Consider the following 26,983-nt stretch of genomic DNA (forward strand, 5'->3'; position numbering starts at 1 on the left):
CTCCTCTTGCTCGGAGGAGTACATCGCGACTCGTCGGGATGGGAGGTGGTAAACAAATACGGGATAGGACTTTTTCTAAAAATTCAGGAACAGACCAATAAACACAAAACGTTTCAGGTCGCGTTTTACCGGAACAAGTGAATAGTTGCCCTGGGCATCAGCAACATTTGTTGGGCGGTAGCTCAGCACATTGTCATTTCCCAACACATTATTTACCGAGCAGTACAGCACCGAATATTGATTGCCAATGTAAAAGACATGACTCATATTCAGACTCAGGTCGGAATACATTTTAGTGCGTTCACTGTTGAATTTCGATGAGTTAGGATCATTAAACGGACGTCCGCTGGCAGCCGTGAATGAAGCGCCAAACTGCGTGTTGATTTTATTCACCCAATATTTTCCCACTACCGAAAAATTGTGGTCGGAGATAAAGTAAGGTGTGGCTTTTTCTGGATAGTACTGGTATTTTCGTTTGGTATCGATGTACGAATAAGTTACCCAGTAATCGAATCCTTTTATACTCTTCTGATCGCGCCAAAAGATATCGAAACCTGCGGCATAACCCTTTCCATCGTTTTGGAGATTTTCAGGTAATCCGTTTTCTCCAACCGAATATGTGATGAGGTCGCTGTATTTTTTGTAGTAAGCTTCGGTGCGGAACAAACGTTCTGAGTTGTCGCCAAACTGGTAGCTGAGAATATAATGCATGGCCCGCTCAAAATCCAGGTTGGTGTTTATTTTCAGGTAGTCGGCTTGTGGTGTTTGATGATATAATCCCCATGCTCCGGCCAGTTGCGCTTTTTCTCCGGTTTTTAGTGCCAGGGCAAAACGTGGAGCTACGTTCCATTTATTTATTACCGACGAATATTCGGTGCGTAATCCAGGACGGACACCAAAGTTTTTTGTGAATTTGATTTCCGGCTCAATAAAAGCACCCAACAAATGATCTTCACAAGAACCATTGTATGTTGAGCCTTCATTCTCAATATAATCCTGATCGTATTTGTTGTAAGTTTCGTTCGCTCCCCAGGTTAATTTTACGCCTTCTGAAAGATCGTGAACGACGGCAAAGCGCGATTCGATGTTGAGTTCTTTAGTGTTTACATCGTCGGCTCCCAGGCCAAGTTTGTTATCCTGATAAGTCGAAGAAACTCCAATACGGTAGCATGATTTCTCCGAAAAACAGTCGCGGTACGAAAGGTTGGAGTAAACGGTTGTACCGTTGTTGCTGATTTTCATGGTTTCTCCCTCATTACCTGCCGGAACACGGTAGGCGAGGTTACCATAATCAGTAGTCACGTAGGCTTTAAACATACCGCTTGAACTTGTTTTATGGCGAAAAACTGCGGTTCCGTTTACCGATTCAACAGGTTTTTCCCAGTCCACATTACTTTTAAAAACCTTATCGTACAAACTTAGGTTGGTATAACCTCCCGAAACATTCAGCGAGGTATTTTCCCAGCGCTTGGTGCGGTTCGCTTCAGCGCCAATGGTCATTAACGAAATGCCGGTGTTATCAGCTTCAGGAAGGTCGGTGGATTTTAACACCAAAACCGAAGAAAGTGCCTGTCCGTATTCAGCGGAGTAACCACCGGTGTTAAATTGTACACCGTTGAATAATGAAGGTGCGAATCGTCCACGGGTAGCCACATCGGGTGTTTTTGAGTAGTACGGTTTTGATGCAACCAGTCCGTCGATGTAGGTTGAAGTCTCATACGCATCGCCACCGCGCACAAGTAAACGTCCGTCGTCGGCAGAAGCCTGTGTGCCCGGCATGGTACGAATGGCTGCCATCACATCGCCGTTGGCACTTGGCGTAGTGTACACATCCAGCGATTTCATTACCGAAGCCCGCGATTCATCATCGGCGGCAAAACTTCCTGCCGTAATGGTAACCGCATCAATGCTGTTTACGCTTTCCTGTAAATCTATCTGTACAACCACATTGCTTTGCAGATCGATAATCCGGTTCCAGGTTTTGTAGCCAATAAAAGAAGCTACAAGTGTTTGTTCTCCGGTTTCTGATGTTTCGAAGCTAAAATTTCCGTCGCCATCTGAGCTGGCTCCGTCGTAAGTGTTTTCAATGTAAATATTCACTCCCGGAATGGGCTCGCCGTTTTTGGTAATTACTTTTCCGGAAATGGTTACCTGCGCATAAGCAAGAACAGAAAGAAAAAGGATGCTTAATGTTAAAATTGTTCTCATGACTTGTTTTCGTTTTGTTTTCCGTTTCAAAATTCCGGCGAAAACATCAAGTCATGAAATTTGCTTTACCGAACTGTGGAATTGGTGGGATGAATTGTAAGGAAATAAAAATGTATTCTTATTACACAGGGGGAGCAATAAGAATGAGAGGATAGAATTATCGTTTCACGCAAAGAGATGAAGAAACGCGAAGTTCGCAAAGGTTTAGCAGTAGCGATAATTTGCTTTGTGTGCTTTGCGAATAACTTTGCGATCTCTGTGTGAACTTTCTTTTTATTATCAGAAGGAAATTGCATGAAAAAAGGCTGTCCGAAAAACGGACAGCCCATACTTGAAAACCACTAAGCTTAACCAAACTGATTGATACAGTATGATCCTCACTCTTGCAACCATTAAAGTTCAGGGGTCAACACAAAGTCAATCTGGGTTGACTCTCCTTTTAATACATCCACATTCCAAATCGTATCGGTAATAAAACTGTCGATTTCGGCAGTCATATAATATTGTCCTTCAGGAATACCAATCAATTTATATTGTCCCATTTCGTCGGTAAACGCACTGGTTAATAAACTGTCAGCATCCACATCGTTTAGTTCCATCCATAGTTTAACCGATGAGTTTTCTAATGCTACGTTTGAAGTGTCGCTTACCATTCCTTCAATTCTTCCGGCGCGGTCGAGCAACACACAACGAACAACGGGTTTAAAGTTGAAACCGTTTAATTTTCCACCTTGCCAGTTTCCTTTGGCAACAAACGACTTGCTTACATCAAAATCGAGCAATACATCTGCGGTTTCTCCGCTATTGATGGTTAAAGCAGGTTCAATTTTAATTTTTAAACCACTGCTTGAACCACTTGGTATTTTCAATTCAAATTCAGTTCCGTTAGTTAGTATAACTGTCGATTCGTTCACATGCATTCGCATCATGTCGTATGTTCCTGCTTCCAGTTCAATTGATGCCAGTTGTTCAGTAATACCATTCGCAAGCGTCAAGAGGTCAACCTCAAATGGCTCTTCCAAAATTGTAATAAACGATGCTTCTGTTGTATCGTTTTCCTGTTTCCGAATCTCAACTTTGTCAATTGTAACGATTGTTTGAGACACCAGCCCGATCGGGAAAGGTGCATCGGTAAGATACACGTTCACTTTTCCGTTTCCTTCAGCAAACGTTGTTGTTTCGCTGTCGTCGTTGCATGATACCATTAAAAAAATTCCAAATACGAATACAATTAGTGCTAATCCAAATTCCTTCATGTTTTTTTCGTTTGTGCTTTCTTATAAAATTTGTTTGTTTTCAGTTACCGTTCTGGGGCGTTGTTGTTTTAAAATGAAAGCAGAAGGGAACAACCTCTGTTGCCCGCGCCTCTGCTTTCAGCAAACCTATATCATTTAATTTCTATCACTGCGTATTTCGAGATCTTCCAGAATTCATCGGGGTTATCGATGTTCAGGTAAGCAACCACTCCGTCTTGTTCTACGAATGAGTATGAACTGTCAGGATGTTCTGAAATTATTGTGGCTGTGTTCGAGAACAATGGGATACTTTTTGTATCGTGAATATCAAGCTCGGTAAAGTAATCCTGATCCATATTTCTTTTCAGTTTTACCTGTTTTCCTAATCCAAGGAAACCACCACCCTTTGTTAGAACGTTATGTTCTTCCAGCTCTTTAAATGTTCCGTAGGCAACAAAACCTTTGTTTAGCTGGTAAATTTTTTCGTCGATCAGCTGTTGCTGTTGTAGTAAAGTATCTTGTTTTGCCTGAAGAACGATTTGCATCGTGTCGATTGTTTGCGACATATCTGCCAGCATAATATCGCGTTCCTCAATCTGCTGTTGCAGTGCAACTATTTGAGTGTTTTGCTCATCGATACTTTTATTTAGTGCAGCAATTTTCTTTTTGAATGAACTGATCTCGAAACCTGAGTTTTTCAGCTTGCGCTCGAGTTGGGCAATGTGCTCACTGCTTTTTTCAAGCATTTCATTCATCAGAGTAATATCCTCGATAACGGCCTGTTTCCTGTCGTAATTTCCTTCTTGTTTCGATTCAACCGATAATACCTGGCGTTTCTCTTTTACAAATTTCAGGTTTTGCTCAATTTCATCAAAAGCACTTACCAGTTCGTTTACCATCGAATCGCGCTCCTGCAAATCCTGGTTTATACCGGCATATTGCATATGCAATTCATTAATCTCGTTTGTTTTTTCGGTGTAGGTTGAAATACCAACCAAAGCAGCAATTACCAGAACTACTACTAAAACGATGCTAACAGCTCCTTGTATTTTTCGATTAATTTTCATGATTATTTCCTCCTCTTTAGTTTTTTGCATAATCTGCCTCTTAATAGCCAATTGCTGTGCCATTAAATTTTAAAACTAGGAAGGAGCTAGAAATAAGGGGATTACAAAATGGGTAAAAAGCGATATCACTATCAATATGATAGTGGAATATCAATTTGATAATCTATCTTAGCAGTTTTCAGTGAATTTCTCACACAATAAAATTGCAATTTATTGGAACCGGATGATATTGCATATTGATTCGGGTCCCCATGTTTTAGCCAAGATGTAACAGATCTCTCTAATCTTAATGTTCAACCATTTGGTTGCCTTTGTCTTCATGCCAGACGGGCAGTTCCTTTTCCAATCGAAGAAAAGGAACCAAAAATCTTGTCAAAAAATAACCTTTGCGTTTTTTCAATGTGACGGGTTAGCCCGACTGACGCCTGCCTGCCGGTAGGCAGGGATTTTTGAAGAGCCCGCACAAGAGATGCCTTCAGGTCCGCCTTCGATAAAAGGCGTTAAGAAAATAAATGAAGAGAGCGTATAGAAATCAAGTCTGTTTGACGCTCGTTAGCTCTGAGGAACGAAGAGCTAAAAGGAGGAGTTTCTTGATTTTAGTGAAAGGAATTTATTTTTAGCTTTTTATCGTCAGCGGTGGCTTTTTTGAATACTTTTTCAGCTATAGGAAAAAGTATTTCCCGTCTGGAAAGACAATTACATCATTTATTTTATGGTGCTGATGATAGATTTTGGGAAGGATCACTTAAAACATTCCATGAGATTATTGATCTTCTTTTAGCATACGATAAATGGTAGCAACGCCAATATCGAGTTTGTCGGCAACTACTTTGGGTTTGTTATCGTATTTCTCGAGCATTCGTTTTACCAAACGCAGGTTGTATTCACGCAGCGTTAATTGTTCGGTCAGTAAACTTTCAATGTTTTCTGCGTCATCAAGCAATAAATGGTCAGCGGTAATTTCTTTTTCGTCGGCGAGGGTTGCTGCCAACTCTATTACCGATTTTAACTCACGCACATTTCCAGGGAAAGGGTAGGCCAGTAATTTTTTGCTGGCAGAAGGTGATAGAAGTTTTTGCTCCAGTTTGTTCTCTTTGCAAAATTCATGGATAAAACTTTTTGCCAGAACGATAACGTCATTTCCCCTGTCGCGAAGTGGAGGGAGATCGATGGGCAGTCCGTAAAAACGATAATAAAGGTCTTGTCGGAAGTTGCCTTTTTTTACCTCTTCCAACAGGTTTTTGTTGGTGGCAATTATGATGCGGCAATCAATTTTTACTGCTTTGTTGCTTCCAATCCGGATGATCTCTTTTTCCTGTAAAGCACGCAGAAGTTTTGCCTGCAACGAAATATCCATCTCGGCAATTTCATCCAAAAACAAAGTACCCGAATGTGCCTCTTCAAATTTCCCTATTCGTCGTGATGCAGCTCCTGTAAAGGCGCCTTTTTCGTGACCAAAAAGTTCACTTTCAATCAATTCGGTTGGTATGGCAGCCATATTTACCGGAACAAAAGGTTGTTTGGCTCGCGACGAATTGTAATGAATGGCTTTGGCAACCAGTTCTTTTCCGGTACCCGTTTCGCCACTAATGGAAACTGTTACATTGGTACGGGTGGCTTTTTCAATCAGGTTGTAAATTTTTTGCGTGGCCGGACTGTTTCCAACAATGGTATTGTCGTAACTGTATTTTTGTTTAACTTCTTGTCGTAGCGAGCGGATCTCGTCTTTCAGTTTTACTTCCTTGCCAATATTATTGACGGTATTTAGCAAGCGCTCGCGAATGTCTTTCGACTTAACAATGTAATCGTAAGCGCCATGCTTGAGCAGATCAACAACCACCTCAATGTCGTCCTGTTCCGAAATGAGAATTACCTGAATATCCTCGTTAATCGCTTTTATCTGCTTTAATACCTCAAGACCCTTCATGTCGGGCAAGCGGTAATCCAGCGTAATAACATCGGGAAGTTCGTGCAGGTTGTTCAGACATTCTTTCCCGGTTCCGAAAGCTTTTATTTCATAATCCGGATTCAGCGAAAGATTATGCACCAGCAAACGGCGGTACCATTCATCATCCTCAACAACAAATATTTTAATGTTCTTAACTTCCATTCTTCGGTACTTTCAATTATCCGCTATTCTAAACTCAATATATTGTTTTGTATTGTTTGCCTAAAATTATTCTTTACTTCCGCTTGGTTCCTCAAGGCCATGTCCTTTCGGTCCTTTTTCTGCACGGCGTAAGAGAAAGCTGAATAGTAAGCCAACAAATCCAAGGATACTGAATATCCACATTCCGGGAATATATCCTCCCGGATTCGTTGCCGATGCTCCCGAAACGTCGTTGGTTACACCAATTAACCAGGCCATTGCTGCTACACCGACCTGTTGCAAAAGAGTCATTAACGCGTAAGCGGTTCCCAGTTTGCTTTCTTCAACAATATAAGCTACCGAAGGCCACATTACTGCAGGTATCAGCGAAAATGAAATTCCCATTAAAGTAACCGGGATGTACAACGACATGTTTCCGTAGGCGAACATCAAATAAACGGGAAGTATAATTATTGATCCGATAAACATCATTAGCGCACGACGTCCGATTTTGTCGATCAATAAACCGATTAACGGAGTGGCAAACATGGTTGCCATAATTAGAACGCTATTGAGTTTACCAGCCATTTGTTCTGTTACGCCATGAGCGTCCTGGTAAAACGTTGGCGCAAATCCACGGAATGGGAAGATGGCCGAATAGAATGTGAGACAAAGAATTACCACAAACCAAAACGAAGGACTGTATTTAAATAGTCCTTTAAAATCGAGTTTTTCGGTTTCTTCTGCTTCGCCAAGCACATATCTTTTTTGTGTCCATTTTTCAATAAAATAATAGATTACACCACCGAAGAAGCAGAGTAGTCCAATTCCGGCGGCAAGGTATAACACTGGCTGCCATCCCATATCATAAATCGAACTGGCCCATGTATTCGAACGGTCTACAAAATAAGACCCTGCACGCCCGATAAGCAGGTTCATTCCCAGTGCAAAACCCAGTTCTTTTCCTTTAAACCATTTTGCCAATGCAACAGTTAAAGCAACAATTAAAGGTTCGCTACCAAATCCCAAAATGAAACGGCCGATCAGAATGACATATAAATTGTCGCTAAAAGCGGTAACAAAACCGGCCAAACTACAAATCGCCCCAAACAATATCATTGAAACACGTGTGCCGTATTTATCGATAAAAACGCCGCTAAAAAACAAAACGATTACGGCCGCAATACTGTACATGGTGTACAATTGTCCGATGTTCGTTTGGCTAAAACCCAGTAGCTCAATAAAATCTTTAGCTACATATGCTACACTGTCGTACATGTAGTAGCTTCCAAACATAGTGAGACTAACGGCTACCAGTGCTACCCAGCGCAGCCATCCCGGTATTGTAACTTGTTTATCGTGCATATAATTTCGGATTTGGTTTTCTGTAGAAACAAATGTATTGAATATGCCCGGATTGGGAAAATTAATTTATTCGAACTTTTCGTTGAGAAGTGTTTCCAGTTCTTTGTTTAGCGCTTCAATTCCGGTATGCAACTGAGCAGCTTTTTCTTCGATAACTGTTCCACCGTTGCCATTTTTTGCAAGCTGCTCCAACTCTTTAATGGTGTTGTAAACCCCGGTAACATTCATGTATTTTACCGGAGATGCCAGTTTGTGCGCCAGTTCTGCAATGGCTTCGTAATTCTGGTCACCCAGGTTTTTATCGATCGACTGCATGCTGGCTTCACTGGTTTTCAGGAACAGGTCGATCATTTCTTTCAGGAATCCGGGGTCGTCATTTCCCATCCTTTTTAGTTCGGTAAGGTCGGGTTGATACAGCAATTTTGCTTCCTGTTTCGAATTTACCTGTGCCGGCTTTTCATCCACCGTATTGCAAATAATGTTGTACAATGAAGCTTCATCAAAAGGTTTTTTTAAGGCACTGTCGAACACATTTTTTTCACTTTGATTTGTAGAATCTGAATTTGCAGACAACGAAATGATCCTCGCTTTGTGTCCGGTCTGTTTAATGGTGCGTGCAGCTTCAATGCCATCCATCACCGGCATCCGAATATCCATCAGAATGAGGACGTAGTTATTTTTTGCAGCCAGTTCAACGGCTTCCTGTCCGTTTTCTGCTTCGTCAAAATCAACCTTCCATTTGTTTAAAATGCTTTTTAGCAAGTGGCGGTTAAAAGCTTCGTCGTCTACAATTAGAACAGTTTGGCCTTTCAGTACTTCAGGTGTGTCGAAACTTCTAAATGTTTGCTGAATCTTAGTGCTATCTCCTTTTTGAAGGGGAATGGAAACAAAAAAGTGCGTTCCTTTATTCACTTCGCTTTCAACGGTGATTTTACCATCTAGTAAATCGACCAGTTTTTTTACAATGTACAGTCCCAAACCTGTACCACCCGCTTTTTTATTGATGTCGGTATCCAGCTGTACAAAATCCTCAAAAATACGTTCCTGACTTTCTTTCGGAATGCCAATTCCTGTGTCTGAGATTTCGAAATCGAGAAGGATTTGCTTTTTCTGCTCTTTGGCGGTAACCGCCAGTTTTACTTCTCCCTCGTCGGTGAATTTCACCGCGTTGGTTACCAGATTATTTAAAATCTGTTTTAGCCGGCCTTCGTCGCCAAAAAGAACAAGATCGTTTTTTACAGAATTCTCAATATGAAAACTGATGTTTTTAGCTTCTACGCTCGATTTGTTGTACAACTCAATCTTGTGTAAAAGCTCGTCCAGCGCAAAATGAACAGGTATTAACTGAATATTTTGTTTTTCCAATCGCGAAAAATCGAAAGTGTCGTTAACCAGTTCGGCCAAATGTTTGGTGGAGTCGAAGATCACTCGCAGGTCTTCCTGCGTTTTTTCGTCGTGATGTTTTTGCAGCAACTGTTCGCTCAGGCCGTAAATGGCATTAACAGGCGTACGCATTTCGTGACTCACGGTGGCAACAAACAACTCTTTTGTGCGCGCCAGGTTTTCGGCATGAGTTTTTGCTTTCCGAAGCACTTTCTGGTGGGAGCGCGATTTTCGCAGGTCGCGGAAAAATAGGATCAGTACCAAAAGAAGCAATAAAAGCACCGACAGTGCAAAGTACGACAGACGCTCGTAAGTTTCGTTTGCCAGCAGTTCTGCTTCCTGTGATTGCCGCAGAAAACTTTCTTCTTCCTGCCGCTCCAGCGCAGTTATGATCGTCGAAAGACTTTCGCTGATTTCAAAATTCTTACGCATATAAACCGCTTCGGCCGAACTCATCCGCTGGTTGCGTTGCTTCAGTTCTTTTTCCAGCGATTGAATTTCTTGTTGCAAACGCTGTTTTTCAACTGTTCTGTCGACAATAACAGGTGTTGGCGGCTCCTGCTTTTTACCAAAAACACGTTTAAAAAAGCCTCTTTGCTCAGGCTCTTCAAAATGAATGGTGTCCTGCACGCTTAAAACGGTATCGAGCGTTTCAACGTACTGGTTAAATGCTTCGTGTTCGTTTCCCCGAGAGAGGTGAAGGTTCAGTATTTTTTCCCAAACCACCACTTTTTGCTGGGCCAGAATCAGCACCGAATCGATCAGCATTTGCCGGGTGCTGTCAATGTTGTAAATGGATTGTAATTCTTCAAATTTTGTGTCGAGCGATTCGTTTACACTTCTGTAATTGTCGAGGTAATCGTTATTGTTGCTCAACGAATAAAGTTTTACCATATTTTCGGTTTCGTTCAGCTCCAAGGCCACATCTTTAACCAGGATAAGCGTATTGTCGGGTTTCGATTCTGATAGCATAGAATTCACGATTTCCGACAAACTTTTATACACAAAGTTTCCCGAAAATCCCAACAGAGAGATGATCACGATGGTAAGCAGAATAACCGGTATTTCAATTTTTACTCGTTTCATAAAAAATCTACTTCACAACTAAAACGGATACAGGCTTTAGAAGTTGCACGTGCGAAAGAATTAGTAGTGAACAAAGTTTCGCAAAGCGCACTGTGCAAAATTAAATTAATAAGCTCAATTAATTCCAAAAGATTGTTAAATCCGCCTGAACATATTGGCAGTTATTTCCTTAATGAATTTAAAAAGGATATTTTTGTCCGTTCTAAAATTGTTATTTAATAAAAACAGAATATAATGGCTGATAATCAGAAGACTTTATTGATGATTCTCGATGGATGGGGAATCGGTGATGGATCGAAAAGTGACATTGTAGCAACTGCTCCAACTCCTTTTATTGATTCGTTGATGGAAAAATACCCACACTCGCAATTGTTGGCAAGTGGCGAGCATGTTGGTTTGCCCGACGGACAGATGGGTAACTCAGAGGTAGGTCACCTTAACATTGGTGCCGGACGTGTTTTGTACCAGGACATGGTAAAAATTACGCGTGCCATTAAAGACAAGTCGTTGTGGCAGCATCCGCAGATTTTGAAAGCGTACAACTACGCAAAAGACAATAATAAGAAAGTTCACCTGATTGGTTTGATTGGCCCTGGTGGAGTTCATGCTTTAAGTTCGCACATGGTAGCGCTTTGTCAGATTGCTACCGATATGGGACTGGAAGATGTTTTCATTCATGGTTTAACTGATGGTCGTGATACTGACCCTCGTTCAGGTTACGGATTTCTTGAAAATGACCTGAAAGCACTTGACGGAACTGTTGGGAAATTTGCTTCGTTGATTGGTCGTTACTATGGTATGGACCGCGATAATAATTACGATCGTTTGAAATTAGCTTACGATTTGTACACTAAAGGAAAAGGTGAAGCATCTACCGACATTCTTGCTTCGATGAAAGCTTCATACGATGCCGGTGTAACAGACGAATTCCTGAAGCCAATTGTAATGGTTGACGAGGCTGGCGAGCCACTGGCAAAAATCGAAGACGAAGATGTGGTGATCTGCTTTAACTTCCGTACCGACCGTTTGCGTCAGACAACTATTGCATTTACGCAAGAGGATAAGCACGAATTCGACATGCATAAAATGAATCTGCAGTGGTACACCATGACGACTTACAAAGCCGATTTTAAAGGTATTAACGTGATCTTCGAAAAAGAGAATGTTACCAATACAATGGGAGAGATAGTTGAAAAGGCAGGTAAAAAACAAATTCGTATTGCTGAAACTGAAAAGTACGCTCACGTAACTTTCTTCTTTAGCGGTGGCCGCGAAGCAGAATTCGAAGGTGAAAGCCGTATTTTAATTCCTTCGCCAAAAGTTCCTACTTACGATCATCAGCCGGAAATGTCGGCTCCTGAAGTGAGAGATGCAATTGTCCCGAAACTGGAAAACGGTGAAGCTGACTTTGTTTGTCTGAACTTTGCCAACGGCGATATGGTTGGACACACCGGTGTTTACGAAGCGGTTTACAAAGCAGTTCAAGCCGTTGACGCTTGTGCAAAAGATGTTGTTACTGCTGCTCAAAAAGGTGGTTACGATATCATGATCATTGCCGACCACGGTAATGCTGACAATGCAGTTAACGCTGACGGATCGGAAAATACTGCTCACTCGTTAAATCCGGTTCCTTGTATTTTTGTAACAGAAAAAGAAGGCGTAACGCTGGAGAACGGTATTTTAGCTGATGTTGCTCCAACCTTGTTGGCCGACATGGGACTTGAAGTTCCTGCGGAAATGACAGGAAAAAATCTTATTAAGAAATAAGAATATACATTAGATAATATCTCAAACCTTACTTGCAGGACAAGTAAGGTTTGTTTTTTTAGAGTTTGTTTAAACTTTGTTTTTTAGAGATATTATGAAGGATTTTTTACTTAGACAATGCAAAATTGACGAGAATAGCCGCAGTTATTTAAGGAGATTTTGCGGCAGGATAAGTGAAAAAGATGAGTAATAGAATAAATGGATAAATTTTAAACAGACTCTTTATATTTGCAAACTGATAAATTTAAAAGAGGTGATAGAAATTGGTCGTGCCATAGTAAGTCGTGATGTTTTTGAGAAACATTTCCTTTGTGATATTCTAAAATGCAAAGGTGCCTGTTGTATTGAAGGCGACTCAGGCGCTCCGCTTACGGATGAAGAAGCTATTCTTATTGAAGAAGAATATCACACTTATGAAGATTTGCTCCCCGAAAATCACAAGCACGAGGTGGAAAAACAAGGCTACTCGGTTATCGATAGCGATGGCGATCTGGTAACACCGCTTGTTAACGACCGTCAGTGTGTTTATTCTTATTATAACAAGCAGGGTATTTTAAAATGTGCCATTGAGAAAGCGCATTTTGATGGAAAGACCAAATTCCGTAAGCCTTTGTCGTGTCATTTATTCCCTATTCGAATAACCGAATACAAACGTTTTGACGCTGTAAACTACCAGGAGCTTGATATCTGTAAGCCCGGTCGTCAGTGTGGTGCATCTGAAAAACTTCCGCTCTATAAATTTCTTAAAGAACCGCTAACGGCAAAATATGGCGCCGAGTGGTACAAAGAACTCGAAATTGCAGCCGACTATCTTCTATCGGAGAAATAGGTTCTGGCGCTGTAAATCTATATTTAACTTATTACTTTTTAGGTGTCCCAAAATACGCTCCGTGTCCCAGATGGTGAAAATATGTCCCGTTGAGAGACTGTAGAAATTTTTGGCACAGTCCTTAAGTGGCAGAAAATCAGCAATTGGCGTATTTTGGCATTTCGATTGTTTTTATAAAAGCGTATCCGGCCCTAAGGATACAATAGCTTTTTGAAGAAATAATAAGAAACAAATAACAACACAACATCATGAAAAAAGTAACATTTTTATTAGCAGCGATTTTGATTTTCGGAGTAGCAACTATTGCCAAAGCACAGGAGAGTAAGACGGTTGCATCTCACGGTTTAAACATTACTATACCAACACACGCAATGATTGCATTGGCAGGATCTTCATCAACTGACTTAGAATTTGAAGCAGTTGCAGCCGAAGTGGCAGGAGATAAAGTAACTTTTGTACAGACAAGCGAAAGTGCCTTGTGGTTGAACTATTCATCAATTGTATCAAGTGGAAGTAGTAATACTATTTCTGCTGAGATTTCAAATCTTCCTGACGGACTTATCATTGAGGTAGCAGTTAGCGCCGCAGCCGCAGATGGAAAAAACGGAATGACAGGGACAGGTTACACAAAAGCATTGACTTCGGGCGGTGTTGAAGTGGTTAGTGGAATTGGGACTTGTTATACCGGTTCAGGTGAAAGTTTGGGACACTCGTTGGTTTACAGTATTTCGGCAGACGAAGACAATTACCAGGACTTGGTAGCCGGAGATCACAACTTGACAGTGACTTATACAATTACAGATTAGTAGGAAAAAAAGAAAGATAAAAAATAGGGACAGGGGCGAGCTGAGAGGCTTGCCTTTTTTTGTGTTTTACCGGGTATGCAGCAGCGTATCCGGTTTGTTTTTATGGGGGAGAGATCCTTGTGTTATTGATGAGGCAGAGGTGCTTTTTGTAAGAAGACGTTTTGAGGATAAATATAACAGCAAAGGAGTGAGGTAATGGTGTAGCTGGAGGAGGTTGAACGGTGGCTTTATTAAGAGTTTTTTTTGGGAGTGAAGTTCCGGGTTGAGGTAGTGTTTTTTGCTTTTTTGAAAGAGCTTTCTTGCGTGTCCCAAAAAATGTCTCGAGTCCCAAATGACAGAACAATGTCCCATATATAGACTGGTGGTGTTTTTGGCACAGTGTCTAATGTATTGAAAATCAAAGTTTGGCGTGTTTTGGCATTTCGATTGCTTATTAGAAAGCGTATCCGACCCTAAAGGATACAAAAGCTTTTTGAAGAAATAATAAGAACAAATAACAACACAACATCATGAAAAAAGTAACATTTTTATTAGCAGCGATTTTGATTTTCGGAGTAGCAACTATCGCCAAGGCAAAAAAGCCTGAAGGCGAAAGCGAGAAAGTTGCATCTCACGGATTAAATATAACTATACCAACACACGCAATGATAGCTTTAGCTGGATCTTCTTCAACTGACGTGGTATTTGAAGCAGTTGCAGCTGAGGTGGCAGGAGATAAAGTAACGTTCAGCCAGACAAGCGAAAGTGCTTTGTGGTTGAACTATTCATCAGTTGTATCAAGTGGTAGTAGCAATACTATTTCTGCTGAAATCTCAAATCTTCCTGACGGACTGATCATTGAAGTAGCAGTTAGCGCTGCAGCTGCACAAGGAAAAAACGGAACAACAGGAACAGGTTATACTAAAGCACTGACTACAGGCGGTGTTCAGGTAGTAAGTGGAATCGAAACTTGTTATACCGGTTCTGGCGAAGGTTCGGGACACTCGTTGGTTTACAGTATTTCGGCAGACGAAGACAATTACCAGGACTTGGTAGCCGGTGATCACAATTTAACTGTAACTTATACGATTTCAGATTAGTAGGAAAAAGAGAAAGATAAAAAATAAGGGAGCGGGCAAATTTCTGATTTGCTCGCTTTTTTTTGCTGATTTTGTTCTCAGCTATTTGATTTCTACTTTATTCAGCGTAGTTTTAAAACATGAAGTTGTTGGACGCAATATCATGTTTTCTTTTTTTTATCACTTTTCACGTTGCTGTTAGTGCCCAGGAGAGTACAAAACATGCCTTGAAAATTGATGTTGACGAAGTTGCTTTGTTGAGTCTTCAGTCGGAAAATGGCGACGCTGTAAATTTTGAGGCGGTGCAACCTCGTTATGCCGGACAGCAAATAGAAATTCAGCAGAAGGAACAATCAGGAATCTGGATCAATTATTCATCGATTGTAAAAGCAAATCAGAGAAGAAAAGTTACTGCGTCCGTGGTGGGCGATATTCCTCAGGGAGTTGTGGTGAAAGTTATGGCATCGGAAAACAGGGGTGCCGGAAAAGGACAGCTTGGCGAGCCGGTGCCGTGGGTGACGCTGAAAAACGGAACTGTAGATGTCATTTCAAATATTGGAAGTTGTTACACCGGGCGTGGAATTCAGAATGGCCATTTAATCAGCTATAAAGTTGAGCTCGACGATGAATCTGATCAATACGCGCTTTTGTCGGAAAACACCACATCGCTTCAAATAATGTATACATTAACCGACGACAATTAATTTTCTTATTATTTTTAGCCGAAACTTATATTCAACCGTTATGTCATTTCAAAAGTTGATCGGCTTTTCAGTTTTATTTTTCTTTTTCATGTTGATAACCGTGGCAAAAGGTTTTGCCAATATTGTTATCTTAAATGGTTTGACGCATGAAAATTCAGCCGAAGCAGGTGAAAGTTACCGCGGAGGAATTCAGGTGCAGAATTCTGGAACCGAACCACGAAGCATAAAAGTATATCAAAAGGATTACTGGTATTCGTTTTCGGGCGAAAGCCGCCACGATGAGGCAGGTACGCTTGCCCGGTCGAATGCTGCCTGGATAAAATCGAGCCCGACTTTACTTACACTTCAGCCCGACGAAACGGCGATGATTGATTTTGAAGTTACCGTTCCTGGCATCGATACGCTAAAGGGAACGTATTGGAGTGTAATTATGGTTGAAGGTATTGAACCGCAAGATACGGTTGCTTCCGCCGGAATGAAAATTCACACGGCCATTCGTTATGCGGTGCAGGTAATTACCAACATTGGAAACACAGGTAAACGCGACTTGCAATTTCTTGGTCTGGAGTTAACACCGGGCGAAAATAAAACACAGGTTTTAAATGTTGCCATTGAAAATACAGGTGAGCGTATTTTAAAGCCCGAATTAAATCTTGAGATTTTTAATGCTGATGGTGAGTCTATAGGTGTGTTTAAAGCAGAGCGCAGGAAAACATATCCAACCACATCAATTTTGTTAAAACTTCCATTAGAGGGTGTAAAGCCCGGAGAATATGCTGCGGTGTTAATCGCCGACTGCGACGAGGATAATATCTTTGGAACGAATATAACACTAGAGTTATAATTATGCGTTTGGGGATAAAGCTGATCTTCCTGTTTTTCCTGCTATTGCCTTTTGAGCTTCTGTCCCAGCAGTTGTTGCAAACAACTTTTGTAAAAAAACACGCAGCAACCGATCCCGGAAAAGTTTGTAACCTTCCTTTTTTTATTCAGAATAAATCAGAGCAGAACATTGAGATTCAGCCGGATTATAGTTTTCCGGAAGGGTGGAAACTGGTTACACCTCCTTCCTCGATTCAATTAAAACCTTCGGAAAAACAGTTTCTGATTTTGTCGATGCAGGTTCCGGCAGCATACGCGGTTGGCGACTACCAGGTGTTTGCCAGGTTTCTCGATGAAAATGGTTCTCTGCTTCAGCGCGACTCGGCTATTGTTCACGTTCAGGAGATAGAAAAGGTATCGGTTCAGAAGATTGAAATCCCCGATTATGTTTATGCCGGCGAAGAAATTCGTGCCACTTATATTCTGCAAAATTTGGGGAATACAACAAAGAGTTATTTTATCGAAGCGCAGAATTGCCAGGTTGATGATAGTGAAGAGGTGAAAATTGAGGCCGGTGAATCAAAAGTGATTACGGTGGTGAAACCAACCGCCGAAGATTATACGTCCAGCGTGCGCGAGTACTTTTCAATTCGGGTAAAATCGGGGAATAAGGTTTTAGAAAATGTAAATAACTGGTCACAGATTTTTCCCTCGAAGAACGTAAAGAAAGATCTGTACTTCCGATTTCCCGTAACCTTTTCCGGTTCGTATCTGTCGGTTGATAAAAATGATCAGTTTGAATCCACCTATCAGTTTCAGTTGTACGGGCACGGTGCACTGGATGTAGATGGAAAACATCAGCTGGAGTTTATGGCTCGTGGGCCAAACAACACCGATTTAAGCTACCTGGGTTTGTACGACCAGTATTATCTCTCGTACCAAAATCAGAATTTATTGCTTTTTGGCGGGCAAAAGAATTTTATGTTCACGCCGCTTACCGAATCTTCGCGCTACGGTTTGGGAGTGGAAAGTAAAGTGATGCTGAATAACGGTCTCGAATTGGGATTCTTGTATGTAGAACCCCGGTTTTACGAAGAAATAAAAAACGAAATGGGCGGAGTTTTAGGCTACAGTTTTAATCCGAAGAACAAGGCCGAGATTTATTATGTGTCGAAACAATTTGAAGGATTGAATGAACGGACGCAGCTCTTCAGTTTTTTATCTGAATTTGCTCCTTTTGAAGGTACCAATATTGGGTTGGAACTTTCGCGCGGCTATTTTAACGACGAGTCAGACAATGCCTACCGTGTAAACTTGAGTTCCCGCTTTTCTATTTTTAATGTCTCGGGTAATTATTTTAATACCGGGAAAAACTACCCCGGATATTACAATAATTCAAAGTTTTATTCCGGAAATATTTCGGCACGTATAACCGAAAAATTGGGAGTGAGTTTATATGGGCGACGCGATTTTTCGAATGCGCAACTCGACACTTTTTTTGTTACGGCGCCAATTACCGAATCTTACCAGAGTAGTATCGATTATAAGTTAGGAGAACAAAGTCGGGTTAAACTTTTTTTGCGTCAATACGAGCGAAAAGACAGGCTGAGCTACAATAAATTTCATTATAAAACCCGGTCGGCAAATTTGCGGTTTAGCCAAAAATGGAGCAGGTTTCAGTACAGTGTTACCGGGGAAGCGGGAAAAACAACCAACTTTTTGCTCGATCCCGGCGAAAACCAACAGAATAGTTTTCGCGGAATGGGCGACTTCTCGTATAATTTTAATTCGAGGCATTACATCAGGGCTTTCGGAAGTTGGTCGAATATCAACGAATTTGTTTCGGGGAAACAACAGAATCTAACTGCGGGGATGTCGCTGTCGAGCCGGATAACCGAAAATTTTAATGCCAATTTTTATGTGCAGAATGCTTACGATATCGACGATTATTACAGAAACCGCAACCTGATGCAGTTAAACCTGAATTACAAATTTTTGAATAATCACAACATCTCGTTACGAAGTTTCTATACCATTTTTAAAACCGAACTTGAGCAGGCTGAATTTACGCTTTCGGCAACATACACCTATAAATTTGGAATTCCTTTAAAACAAATAATAAAAGCTGGAGTGGTGTCGGGAGTTATAACAAACACCGATGGTGAACCGATTGAAGGCGTTTGGGTGAGGCTGCTGAATAATACTGCGGTTACCGATAAAAACGGGAATTACAGTTTTGAGATGGTGCAGCCCGGAACTCATCTCTTATCCATCGACGAAAGCAGTTTTAACCTGGATGAATTGACCAATATTCCCAACCCGGTGGAAGTTGCTGTTTTCGAAGATCAGATAAGCAATGTTGATGTAAGAGTATTAAAAGGTGCTCTTTTAAAAGGGCGAATTCTACTGGAAGAGGTAAAACTAAAAGCAGCAGCCGATGAAAATGTGAATCCTGGAAACATTATTATCGAAATTAAGTCGGCATTCGACGAATACCGTGTCACAACCGCGAATGACGGAACTTTTGATTTTCCGCTGTTGAAACCGGGTAAGTATGTGGTTAAGATTTATGCCAACTCAGTTCCGAAAGGGTATAAACTTGCAGAGCCTGAATATGAGTACTCGTTAAGTGAAGGAGAGACTAAAGAAATTGAGATTACGTTGCCGACCAAAAAGAACAACATTATTTTTAAACCTGCCGGAAATTCGCAATTAAAAACCGGATTGGGCTTAAATTTGAAAGCAAAAAAAGCGGAGCCGGTAAAGGTGCAGCCTACCGAAAAAGCATATTATAGTATTCAGCTGGGTGCCTTTAGCCGGAAGCTGCCTGCTGGAGATTCGTTTTTTAAGGATGAGCAGTTTTATTTCGAAAAACAAATTGATAACTTACACAAATATTACATTGGACAGTTTGCTGATTTGCAGGTGGCACAAAAAGAATACAACCGGCTGAAATCAAAATTTGGGAAACTGTTTATTGTCGTGATCGATGGTGATAAGGTCTACAGTGTTCAGCAATATGAGCAAATTAAACAGGACGAATGAAGAATAAATATTTTGTAATAGGAGCCACATTTCTTTTGATGTTGTTGTGCGAAATGGTACACGCGCAATACGATGAGGAATCGGTGAGTGTTGGCTTTCGGATTCCGGAGGCGGCGCTTATTGACATTGAATTTGCAGGCAACGGTTTTATCGAGTTTGAGCTTTTGCCGGCTGCTGAACCGGGAAGTTCTCCGGTGATGAAACAGACAGTTGATCAGGAATTGTGGATTAATTATTCGTCGGCGCTGGGGAAATTCAGTCAGAACCGTTCGATTGTTGCACAGGTGACAGGGGCTGAATTGCCGACAGGACTTGATTTATACATTCAGGCGAATGAATACACGGGAACCGGGTCGGGCGAAACCGGAGTTTCTGCCGGGAGAGTGATGATCGGCAGTGATCCGCGTCCGGTAATTACAGGAATCGGCAGCGCTTACACCGGAAACGGAATTGGCAACGGACACCGGTTAAATTTTGAGATCGACATTAGCGAGATGGACAGGATAACGGCAAACGAATCAATCGATTGCACAATTCTTTACACCTTAACCGATAATTAGAATGCTTAGAAAATATCTGATATTAATAGTTTTTTGCTGTTCGGCTGTGGTTACGCAAGCCCAGGGTTTGCAGATTTCGCTAACGGGAATGGTTACATTTAACGAAACGCAGTTAGTAATTAGCGAGGCAGGTGAGGATATTGAAGGCACAATTACATCCAATTCGGGCGTTCAACTTTCTATTGAATCGAACAATTATTGGGACATGAAAAATGAAAAGTGGCGTATATATGTACACAAATCAAATGTTGAATGGAATGATGGAATTAAGCTGGAGGTGAAAAGAGAAGGGAATGGCGAAAACACTGATAATAAAGGAGGGACTAATATTCATGATGGAACTTCATATGCTGAAATATCAGATACTCCGAATTATTTTTTCAGGGGAATGGGTTTGATTGCAAATATCCCGCTGGCTTTCCAACTTAAAGATTTGTCGTTGACCATGGGAGCTAACGATTTTGAGACAGATGTGGTTTTTACCATTTATGATGATTAACTTTATTGATTGAAAAGTGTTCCGAAGTGACACCGGGCGCGAATAACTTCAAAAAATACCGATCAAATGCGAAAACTGTTCTATATACTCGTTTTTATTGTTGCTTTGTTTGCTTGCGAGAGTCACGAGCCGGAGCCGATACTGATTCCTGAGTGGTTAAAACCTCAATTGGCAGAATTGGAAAGCTCTGACAAATGTTACGGTTGCAGGGTTCAGCGCTGGACATACAATGAAGAATATTTTTATCACTTGTATTGTGATTACTGGTCATGCTCAGACTGCGAAATTTATCACTACAACGGAACACCTGTGGAATGGGGCGTTACAGTGGATCATGCCGATTTTGATGCAAACAAACACCGGCCAATACTGATTTGGGAATGTGGTGATGAATTATAAAATTACGCTGTGATTTCTACGCGGTTCCCGTCCGGATCCAAAAAAACACTTTCGTAAAAGCCGTCGCCGGTGGTGCGTGGTTCACTAACAATCTTGTAACCATCCTTTCGAAGTGTTTCGGTTAGCTCGTTAACTTTGTTTTTCGAACCCGTTTTAAGGGCAAAATGAATAAGTCCGGTAAACTGTTTTAGCGGATTGTCTTTCGATTTGGGAATACCGGGCATTTCCATCAGTTCAATACGGCAGTCTCCATCAAAAGTAAGAAAATACGACCGGTATTCGCGGCTGTGATTGTGGTAGACTTCGCCCGACGAAGCATCGAAATAATGCATGTAAAAACTTCGCATTCCCTCCAGGTTGTAGGTCCAAATGGCCAGATGTTCTACTTTCATACACAATTGTTTTAAGGCTCTATAAATTTACGAAAGCAATCCTTAAAAAAACAATACCAATTTTTATTTTTTACAACCCCACTCTAAAAAAAATTGTGCGAGATAATCTTCCATAAAAACATGACGTTTTTCGGCTATTTCTTTTGCGGTTTTTGTGTTCATACGATCTTTTAGCAGAAGTAACTTTTCGTAGAAATGATTGATGGTTGGAGCCGTAGTTTTTTTGTATTCCTCAAAACTGTTATGTAGCTCTGGTTCTATTTCAGGATCATAAAGTAAGCGTTGTTTGTTGCCGCCGTAAGCAAAAGTCCGGGCTATTCCAATGGCACCAATTGCATCGAGCCGATCGGCATCCTGAACAATTTTGGCTTCAATATTCTCGGCCCTGGTTTCAACGCCGGCTCCCTTAAATGATACCTGCTTAATTATCTGTTCAATCTTTTCGGCATCAGCTAAATCGATATTTATTTGTTGAAACCATTGTTTGGTTTTCGAAAAATTTTCTCCATTGCCTAATTTCCAATCATCGAGATCATGCAATAGGGCAGCCATTTCAATTAAATAGCGGTTTCCCCCTTCTGTTTCAGCAAGTTTTAACGCCATATTGCGCACCCGGTCGATATGGAACCAGTCGTGCCCCGAGCTGTCGGCAGCAAAGTGTTGTTTTATAAAGTGTTCAGTGGCTGAAATCAACTCTTTTTGTTGAATATTGGACTCCATAATTCGAATTTTAGTCATTAAAACTAATGTTTTAAACCATAAAAAACGTTAATATTTGATTTGAAATTTTGTAAGATGCAGAAAATCAGTAAGATGTAAATTGAAGCGTTTTGCTGGTTGGTTATTGAAGTCACATTGAAGAATTGTTTTTTTGCTATTTTTGCCGCGTTTATTTGAGCAGACAGACTTGCTTTAAGGGGACTAAAATATGATTGACAAAACAAAATTGACTTTGCCGGCATTGTTTTACAATTCGGTAGAGAAATTTGCTGCAAATACTTCGGTGAAATTTGCCGGTGAAGAAGACTTTACTTACAGGCAGTTAGGAGAAGATGTAGAACTTTTGGCCGAGTTGTTAGTAGAACTCGGTATTGGCAAAGGAGATAAGGTAGCCATTTTGAGCACAAACATGCCAAATTGGGGAAAAGCCTTTTTTGCCACTTCCGTTGTTGGAGCCGTTGCTGTTCCAATTTTACCTGATTTTCACTCGAACGAGATCGAAACCATTATTAAACACTCGGAGACAAAACTTTTGTTTGTTTCCGAAGGATTATACAAATCGGTTAGTAAAGGTGTTTGCGAGCAGGTAAAACATATGGTTTTGGTGGATAGTTTTGCGGTGATTCCAAAAGAAACTCCGGCAGATCACCTATCAATACTAACTTCTTCTGTTCCGCAAACAACACGTAAGTTTTTGCCTGTTGATGTGGCTGAAGAAGATTTGGCATCTATAATTTACACATCAGGTACAACCGGAAGTTCAAAAGGAGTGATGTTAACGCACAAAAACCTGGCGTGGACAGCACAGCAAAGTAGGACCTTACAGGAAATTAATCCCGACGACCGTTTTATTTCGATATTGCCGTTGTCGCATACGCTCGAAAATACTGTTGGATTTTTGTTGCCCATAATGTATGGTGCATCGGTGCATTACTTGCGAAAACCACCGGTTGCTTCTGTATTAATGCCGGCGTTGCAGAAGGTAAAACCAACAGTTATGTTGTCGGTGCCGCTTATTATTGAAAAAGTTTACAGAGCGAAAATTCAGCCTGCTTTCCAAAAAAGCGGAACAATGCGCTTTTTAACGTCTTTTGCACCAACACGAAAATTGATGCATAAAGTGGCGGCTAAAAAGCTGCACAAAACATTTGGTGGTGAATTACGCTTTTTCGGAATTGGTGGTGCAAAACTCGATTCTACCGTTGAGCGCTTTTTGTTTGAAGGAGGATTTCCATATGCCATTGGTTACGGTTTAACTGAAACTGCGCCACTATTATCCGGAGCAGTTGGACGAAACCGCAGAGTGGGATCTGCAGGAATTGCTATGCAGGGGGTTTCGTTGCGAATTGCCAATCCTGATCCGGCAACTGGAGAGGGTGAAATTCAAGCCTTAGGCGAAAATGTAATGAAAGGGTATTACAAAGCCGAGGATATTACAAAAGATGTGTTTACAGAAGACGGCTGGTTCCGCACCGGTGACCGAGGAATGTTTGATAAAAACAACTTATTACACATTAAAGGCCGCATAAAAACAATGATTGTTGGCGCGAGCGGCGAAAATATTTATCCTGAAGAAATCGAATCGGTGATCAACAAAATGCGTTTTGTATTGGAATCGCTGGTGGTTGAAAAGAAAGGGAAACTGGTTGCTATGATCCACCTGAATACAGAAGAAATAGAAGAGCATTTCAAACACTTAAAATTGGAAGCTAAAAATTTTATATCTGATCGTTCGGATGAAATACTTCAGGAGATCATGAAAAAAGTAAACCAGGAAGTGAATAAATTCTCACGTATTAACCAGGTTGTACTGCATCCAATGCCGTTTGAGCGTACGCCAACGCGTAAAATCAAGCGCTTTTTATATGCATAAAATCAAAAATAAAATACAAAAAGGGAAGTCCGGTTTCAGGCTTCCCTTTTTTATTAAATATCGTTTGCCTGTTTTTAAGAAACAAGCAAATTTCATTTATCTGTTATAGATGGCAGGCTTATCGCCCGGAAGACTTTTTAAAATGAACTGGCGAATGTCGTCGTTGGCCGTTTTTAAATCTTCGCTTCTAAGATACATCATGTGTCCGCTCCGGTAGCCTTTAAAATCAATACGGTCGCTTAATTTTCCGCTCGGATCCATTTGCCACATCGAATATTTGGTAGCGAAATAATTACACGCTCCATCGTAATAACCAACCTGGTATAAAATGTTTAGGTACGGATTTTCTGCCAACGCTGTGCGAAGGTTTTCACGTGTTCGGTTGTTCTCATTATTCCATGGATGAACAGGGCCAAACATGTAATATTTTAGATCGGTTTTATAGCCAAGTTCAGTTCGCAAGTAGTGATTAATTGCAGGAGTAAACGAATGCAACCACGATTTTATTTCCGCGTTAAAATCAGGGCTGTCACCGGCGTCCATTCCATCTAATCCCAAATAGCGCGAATCGAGTCGGCCAACAGTAAATCCATCTTTGCGCAACAGTTCTTTCCAGTAAAAGTCTGTCGGAACACGCAGGTTGTGTGCTAAAATTGATTCTTTCGAAAGTCCTGAGTAGAACGACATTTTTTCTGCAATTTGCTCCTTTTCTTCTATTGGAACCGAACCGCCACGCGCTAATGCAGGCATCAGTATATTAAGTGTGTAATCTTCCACTTCGGGCAAGACCTCCAGTAAATCTTTTTGTTGAAGTTCGTTCGGAAGCATATTATGGTGCCATGCAGTTGCGGCATAATAAGGTAAATCGAGGTTCGAAATCGCTGCATCCGAATTGTAAATATTATAGTCGGCAGGCGATACCATAATCACGCCGTTCAGGTACATCCACTGACGTTCCTGTAGCTCGTATGCAAGACCCGAAACACGTGTTCCTCCGTAGCTCTCTCCAATAATAAATTTTGGCGATTCCCATCTTTCGTATCGTGAAACAAATGTGTTTAACCAATCGGCCAGGTAAGTAATATCGGCATTGATACCAAAAAATTTGCTTTTATCAACTTCTTTTCCGCTTTCAGGAATAGTGCGCGAATAACCTGTATTTGCCGGATTAACATAGACAATGTCGGTTACATCGAGCACCGAAAAGGGGTTTTCGCGAAATCCGTATGGCTGGACAGGATAACCTTCGTCATCGATATTTAGGATACGCGGGCCGGTGTAGGCCAGGTGCATCCAAACAGAAGCAGAACCGGGACCACCATTAAAGGAGATCAATAACGGGCGGTCGGCGTTTTTTGCTCCGTCTTTTTTGTAATAGGTGAAAAACAGCGATGCGATTGGTTTCCCATTTTCGTCCCAAACAGGTTGGGTGCCCGTTGTGGCCGTGTACGAAACCTTGTTGCCATTTATGGTCACTTCGTGCTGAGTAACTACAACCGAATCAGCAGATATTTTGCGCGATTGGCTATTAACAGTAGTAAAAGCAAAAATTAAAAATAGAAAAGCTAAAACTGATTTGTTCATGATTTTAATGTTGTTTCATTATGATCAACTAAAATAGTCAAATTGTCGTATTATCGATGTTGGGGAAAGTAAAATGTTGCTAAAAATTATATCTAATAAGAATTATGGTTTTAATTATTGGCGATTGCTAGCATTAGTTTTAAATCGTATTTAATTTCCTTGAAAATCAGAAAAGTCAACTTTTAGGTCTGGTCTTTGTTTTTTAGTTGCATTCGAATTAAACCGGATTGATTTATTGTGAACTTACAGTCCTATACACTTGATAGTTTCATAAAATCATGAAAGTTTTGTTACTTTTGTACCCACAAAAATCACGTAGTAAATGGTAACGGAATCAAGATATAGTGCGAGGGGTGTTTCGGCTTCGAAAGAAGATGTGCATGAAGCGATTAAGAATGTTGACAAGGGGCTTTTCCCAAAGGCATTTTGCAAAATCGTTCCTGATATTTTAGGGGGCGACGATGAGTGGTGCAACATAATGCACGCCGATGGTGCAGGAACAAAATCTGCACTGGCTTACATGTATTGGAAAGAAACCGGCGACGTATCGGTTTGGAAAGGAATTGCACAGGATGCACTTATCATGAATGTTGACGATCTGCTTTGTGTTGGAGCGACCGATAATATTTTGGTATCGTCGACCATTGGACGTAACAAGAATAACATTCCGGGCGAAGTTATTGCTGCAATCATTAACGGAACCGAAGAATTGCTGGCCACTCTTCGCGAAATGGGACTGAGCATTTATTCAACCGGTGGCGAAACTGCCGATGTTGGCGATTTGGTACGTACAATAATTGTTGACTCGACTGTTACCTGCCGCATGAAAAAAGCGGATGTGGTTTCGGCCGATAAAATTGCTGCAGGCGATGTAATTGTTGGTTTGTCGTCATCGGGTACAGCAACTTACGAAACCGAGTACAATGGCGGAATGGGAAGTAACGGTTTGACTTCGGCCCGCCACGATGTTTTTGCCAATTACCTGGCTGAAAAATATCCTGAAAGTTTTGATCCGGCAGTTCCGGCTGATCTGGTTTATTCAGGAGGAAAGAAACTGACTGATGCTATTGACGGATTGGATATTGATGCCGGCAAGCTGGTTCTTTCGCCAACACGAACTTATGCACCCGTTGTGAAAGAAGTGCTGGACAAGTACCGCTCACAAATCTCGGGAATGATTCATTGTTCGGGAGGTGCGCAGACAAAAGTGCTGCACTTTGTCGACAATGTTCATGTGATTAAAGACAATATGTTCCCGGTGCCTCCGCTGTTCAAATTGATTCAGGAGCAATCAGGAACCGACTGGAAAGAAATGTACAAGGTGTTCAACATGGGACACCGTTACGAAATATACTGCAGTGCCGATGTGGCCGAAGAGATCATTGAAATCTCGAAATCGTTTAACATCGATGCACAAATTATTGGAAAAGTTGAACCTTTCGACGGTAAGAAATTGACCATTAAGTCGGAAAAAGGTGAGTTTATTTATTAA

Annotated in this window: 21 protein-coding genes; 12 read left to right on the forward strand and 9 right to left on the reverse strand. The window is 41.1% G+C overall.

The genetic code is table 11. The features are described from left to right. Window positions 1-75: 75 nt before the first annotated feature. The 6 genes from SLH46_RS03755 to SLH46_RS03780 form a co-directional block, all read right to left on the reverse strand. Entirely contained in the window at window positions 76-2,208 is a 2,133-nt protein-coding gene (locus tag SLH46_RS03755; RefSeq protein ID WP_320279813.1) for a TonB-dependent receptor, read from the reverse strand. 392 nt (window positions 2,209-2,600) lie between these two features. After that, a complete protein-coding gene (locus tag SLH46_RS03760; RefSeq protein ID WP_320279814.1) occupies window positions 2,601-3,464 on the reverse strand; it encodes a DUF4382 domain-containing protein in 864 nt (287 codons plus the stop codon). Between the two features lie 131 nt (window positions 3,465-3,595). After that, on the reverse strand, window positions 3,596-4,540 hold the full coding sequence (locus SLH46_RS03765; protein ID WP_320279815.1) for a Cbp1 family collagen-binding glycoprotein adhesin: 945 nt from the start codon (window positions 4,538-4,540) through the stop codon (window positions 3,596-3,598). A gap of 733 nt (window positions 4,541-5,273) precedes the next feature. After that, window positions 5,274-6,620, reverse strand: coding sequence for a sigma-54-dependent transcriptional regulator (locus SLH46_RS03770; protein ID WP_320279817.1), 1,347 nt, complete (start codon window positions 6,618-6,620; stop codon window positions 5,274-5,276). A gap of 66 nt (window positions 6,621-6,686) precedes the next feature. After that, a complete protein-coding gene (locus tag SLH46_RS03775) occupies window positions 6,687-7,964 on the reverse strand; it encodes an MFS transporter (protein ID WP_320279818.1) in 1,278 nt (425 codons plus the stop codon). A gap of 66 nt (window positions 7,965-8,030) precedes the next feature. Next, a complete protein-coding gene (locus SLH46_RS03780; protein WP_320279819.1) occupies window positions 8,031-10,433 on the reverse strand; it encodes a hybrid sensor histidine kinase/response regulator in 2,403 nt (800 codons plus the stop codon). 234 nt (window positions 10,434-10,667) lie between these two features. On the opposite strand from SLH46_RS03780, the gene gpmI reads away from it, so the two are divergent. The 10 genes from gpmI (at window position 10,668) to SLH46_RS03830 (ending at window position 20,922) form a co-directional block, all read left to right on the forward strand. Further along, window positions 10,668-12,200 (forward strand): 2,3-bisphosphoglycerate-independent phosphoglycerate mutase, encoded by a 1,533-nt coding sequence (gene gpmI, locus SLH46_RS03785; protein ID WP_320279820.1) that lies wholly within the window; start codon window positions 10,668-10,670, stop codon window positions 12,198-12,200. 253 nt (window positions 12,201-12,453) lie between these two features. After that, on the forward strand, window positions 12,454-13,029 hold the full coding sequence (locus tag SLH46_RS03790) for a DUF3109 family protein (protein WP_320279821.1): 576 nt from the start codon (window positions 12,454-12,456) through the stop codon (window positions 13,027-13,029). A gap of 248 nt (window positions 13,030-13,277) precedes the next feature. After that, window positions 13,278-13,835 carry a hypothetical protein gene (locus SLH46_RS03795; RefSeq protein ID WP_320279822.1) on the forward strand — a complete coding sequence of 186 codons (558 nt, stop codon included), beginning with the start codon at window positions 13,278-13,280 and terminating at the stop codon, window positions 13,833-13,835. Between the two features lie 509 nt (window positions 13,836-14,344). Further along, window positions 14,345-14,914: a hypothetical protein gene (locus SLH46_RS03800; protein ID WP_320279823.1), complete on the forward strand. Its 570-nt coding sequence runs from the start codon at window positions 14,345-14,347 to the stop codon at window positions 14,912-14,914. Window positions 14,915-15,033: 119 nt separating this feature from the next. Continuing rightward, entirely contained in the window at window positions 15,034-15,597 is a 564-nt protein-coding gene (locus tag SLH46_RS03805; protein WP_320279824.1) for a hypothetical protein, read from the forward strand. A gap of 40 nt (window positions 15,598-15,637) precedes the next feature. Continuing rightward, window positions 15,638-16,441 (forward strand): hypothetical protein, encoded by an 804-nt coding sequence (locus SLH46_RS03810; protein WP_320279825.1) that lies wholly within the window; start codon window positions 15,638-15,640, stop codon window positions 16,439-16,441. A gap of 2 nt (window positions 16,442-16,443) precedes the next feature. Next, window positions 16,444-19,464 (forward strand): carboxypeptidase-like regulatory domain-containing protein, encoded by a 3,021-nt coding sequence (locus tag SLH46_RS03815; RefSeq protein WP_320279826.1) that lies wholly within the window; start codon window positions 16,444-16,446, stop codon window positions 19,462-19,464. Then, complete coding sequence (locus tag SLH46_RS03820) at window positions 19,461-20,024, forward strand: hypothetical protein (protein ID WP_320279827.1); 564 nt, start codon at window positions 19,461-19,463, stop codon at window positions 20,022-20,024. The genes SLH46_RS03815 and SLH46_RS03820 overlap by 4 nt, the downstream gene beginning before the upstream one ends. A gap of 1 nt (window position 20,025) precedes the next feature. Next, the gene (locus tag SLH46_RS03825) at window positions 20,026-20,523 is read left to right on the forward strand and encodes a hypothetical protein (RefSeq protein WP_320279828.1); all 498 of its coding nucleotides are present in this window, start codon (window positions 20,026-20,028) and stop codon (window positions 20,521-20,523) included. 66 nt (window positions 20,524-20,589) lie between these two features. After that, window positions 20,590-20,922: a hypothetical protein gene (locus SLH46_RS03830; RefSeq protein ID WP_320279829.1), complete on the forward strand. Its 333-nt coding sequence runs from the start codon at window positions 20,590-20,592 to the stop codon at window positions 20,920-20,922. 2 nt (window positions 20,923-20,924) lie between these two features. Here SLH46_RS03830 and SLH46_RS03835 read toward each other — a convergent pair whose 3' ends face one another. Together SLH46_RS03835 and SLH46_RS03840 are read right to left on the reverse strand one after the other, a co-directional pair. Continuing rightward, the gene (locus SLH46_RS03835) at window positions 20,925-21,314 is read right to left on the reverse strand and encodes a VOC family protein (RefSeq protein ID WP_320279830.1); all 390 of its coding nucleotides are present in this window, start codon (window positions 21,312-21,314) and stop codon (window positions 20,925-20,927) included. Window positions 21,315-21,377: 63 nt separating this feature from the next. Continuing rightward, entirely contained in the window at window positions 21,378-22,052 is a 675-nt protein-coding gene (locus SLH46_RS03840; RefSeq protein ID WP_320279831.1) for an HD domain-containing protein, read from the reverse strand. A gap of 190 nt (window positions 22,053-22,242) precedes the next feature. Here SLH46_RS03840 and SLH46_RS03845 point away from each other — a divergent pair, with 190 nt between their 5' ends. Continuing rightward, window positions 22,243-23,907, forward strand: a complete 1,665-nt coding sequence (locus SLH46_RS03845) for an AMP-binding protein (RefSeq protein ID WP_320279832.1) — start codon at window positions 22,243-22,245, stop codon at window positions 23,905-23,907. 96 nt (window positions 23,908-24,003) lie between these two features. Here SLH46_RS03845 and SLH46_RS03850 read toward each other — a convergent pair whose 3' ends face one another. Further along, complete coding sequence (locus SLH46_RS03850) at window positions 24,004-25,491, reverse strand: S10 family peptidase (protein WP_320279833.1); 1,488 nt, start codon at window positions 25,489-25,491, stop codon at window positions 24,004-24,006. 322 nt (window positions 25,492-25,813) lie between these two features. Between SLH46_RS03850 and SLH46_RS03855 the strand changes: the two genes are divergently transcribed. Then, window positions 25,814-26,983, forward strand: coding sequence for an AIR synthase related protein (locus SLH46_RS03855; protein WP_320279834.1), 1,170 nt, complete (start codon window positions 25,814-25,816; stop codon window positions 26,981-26,983).

Origin of the sequence: Draconibacterium sp. IB214405 (genome assembly GCF_033963885.1) — a bacterium.
GTDB lineage: Bacteria > Bacteroidota > Bacteroidia > Bacteroidales > Prolixibacteraceae > Draconibacterium.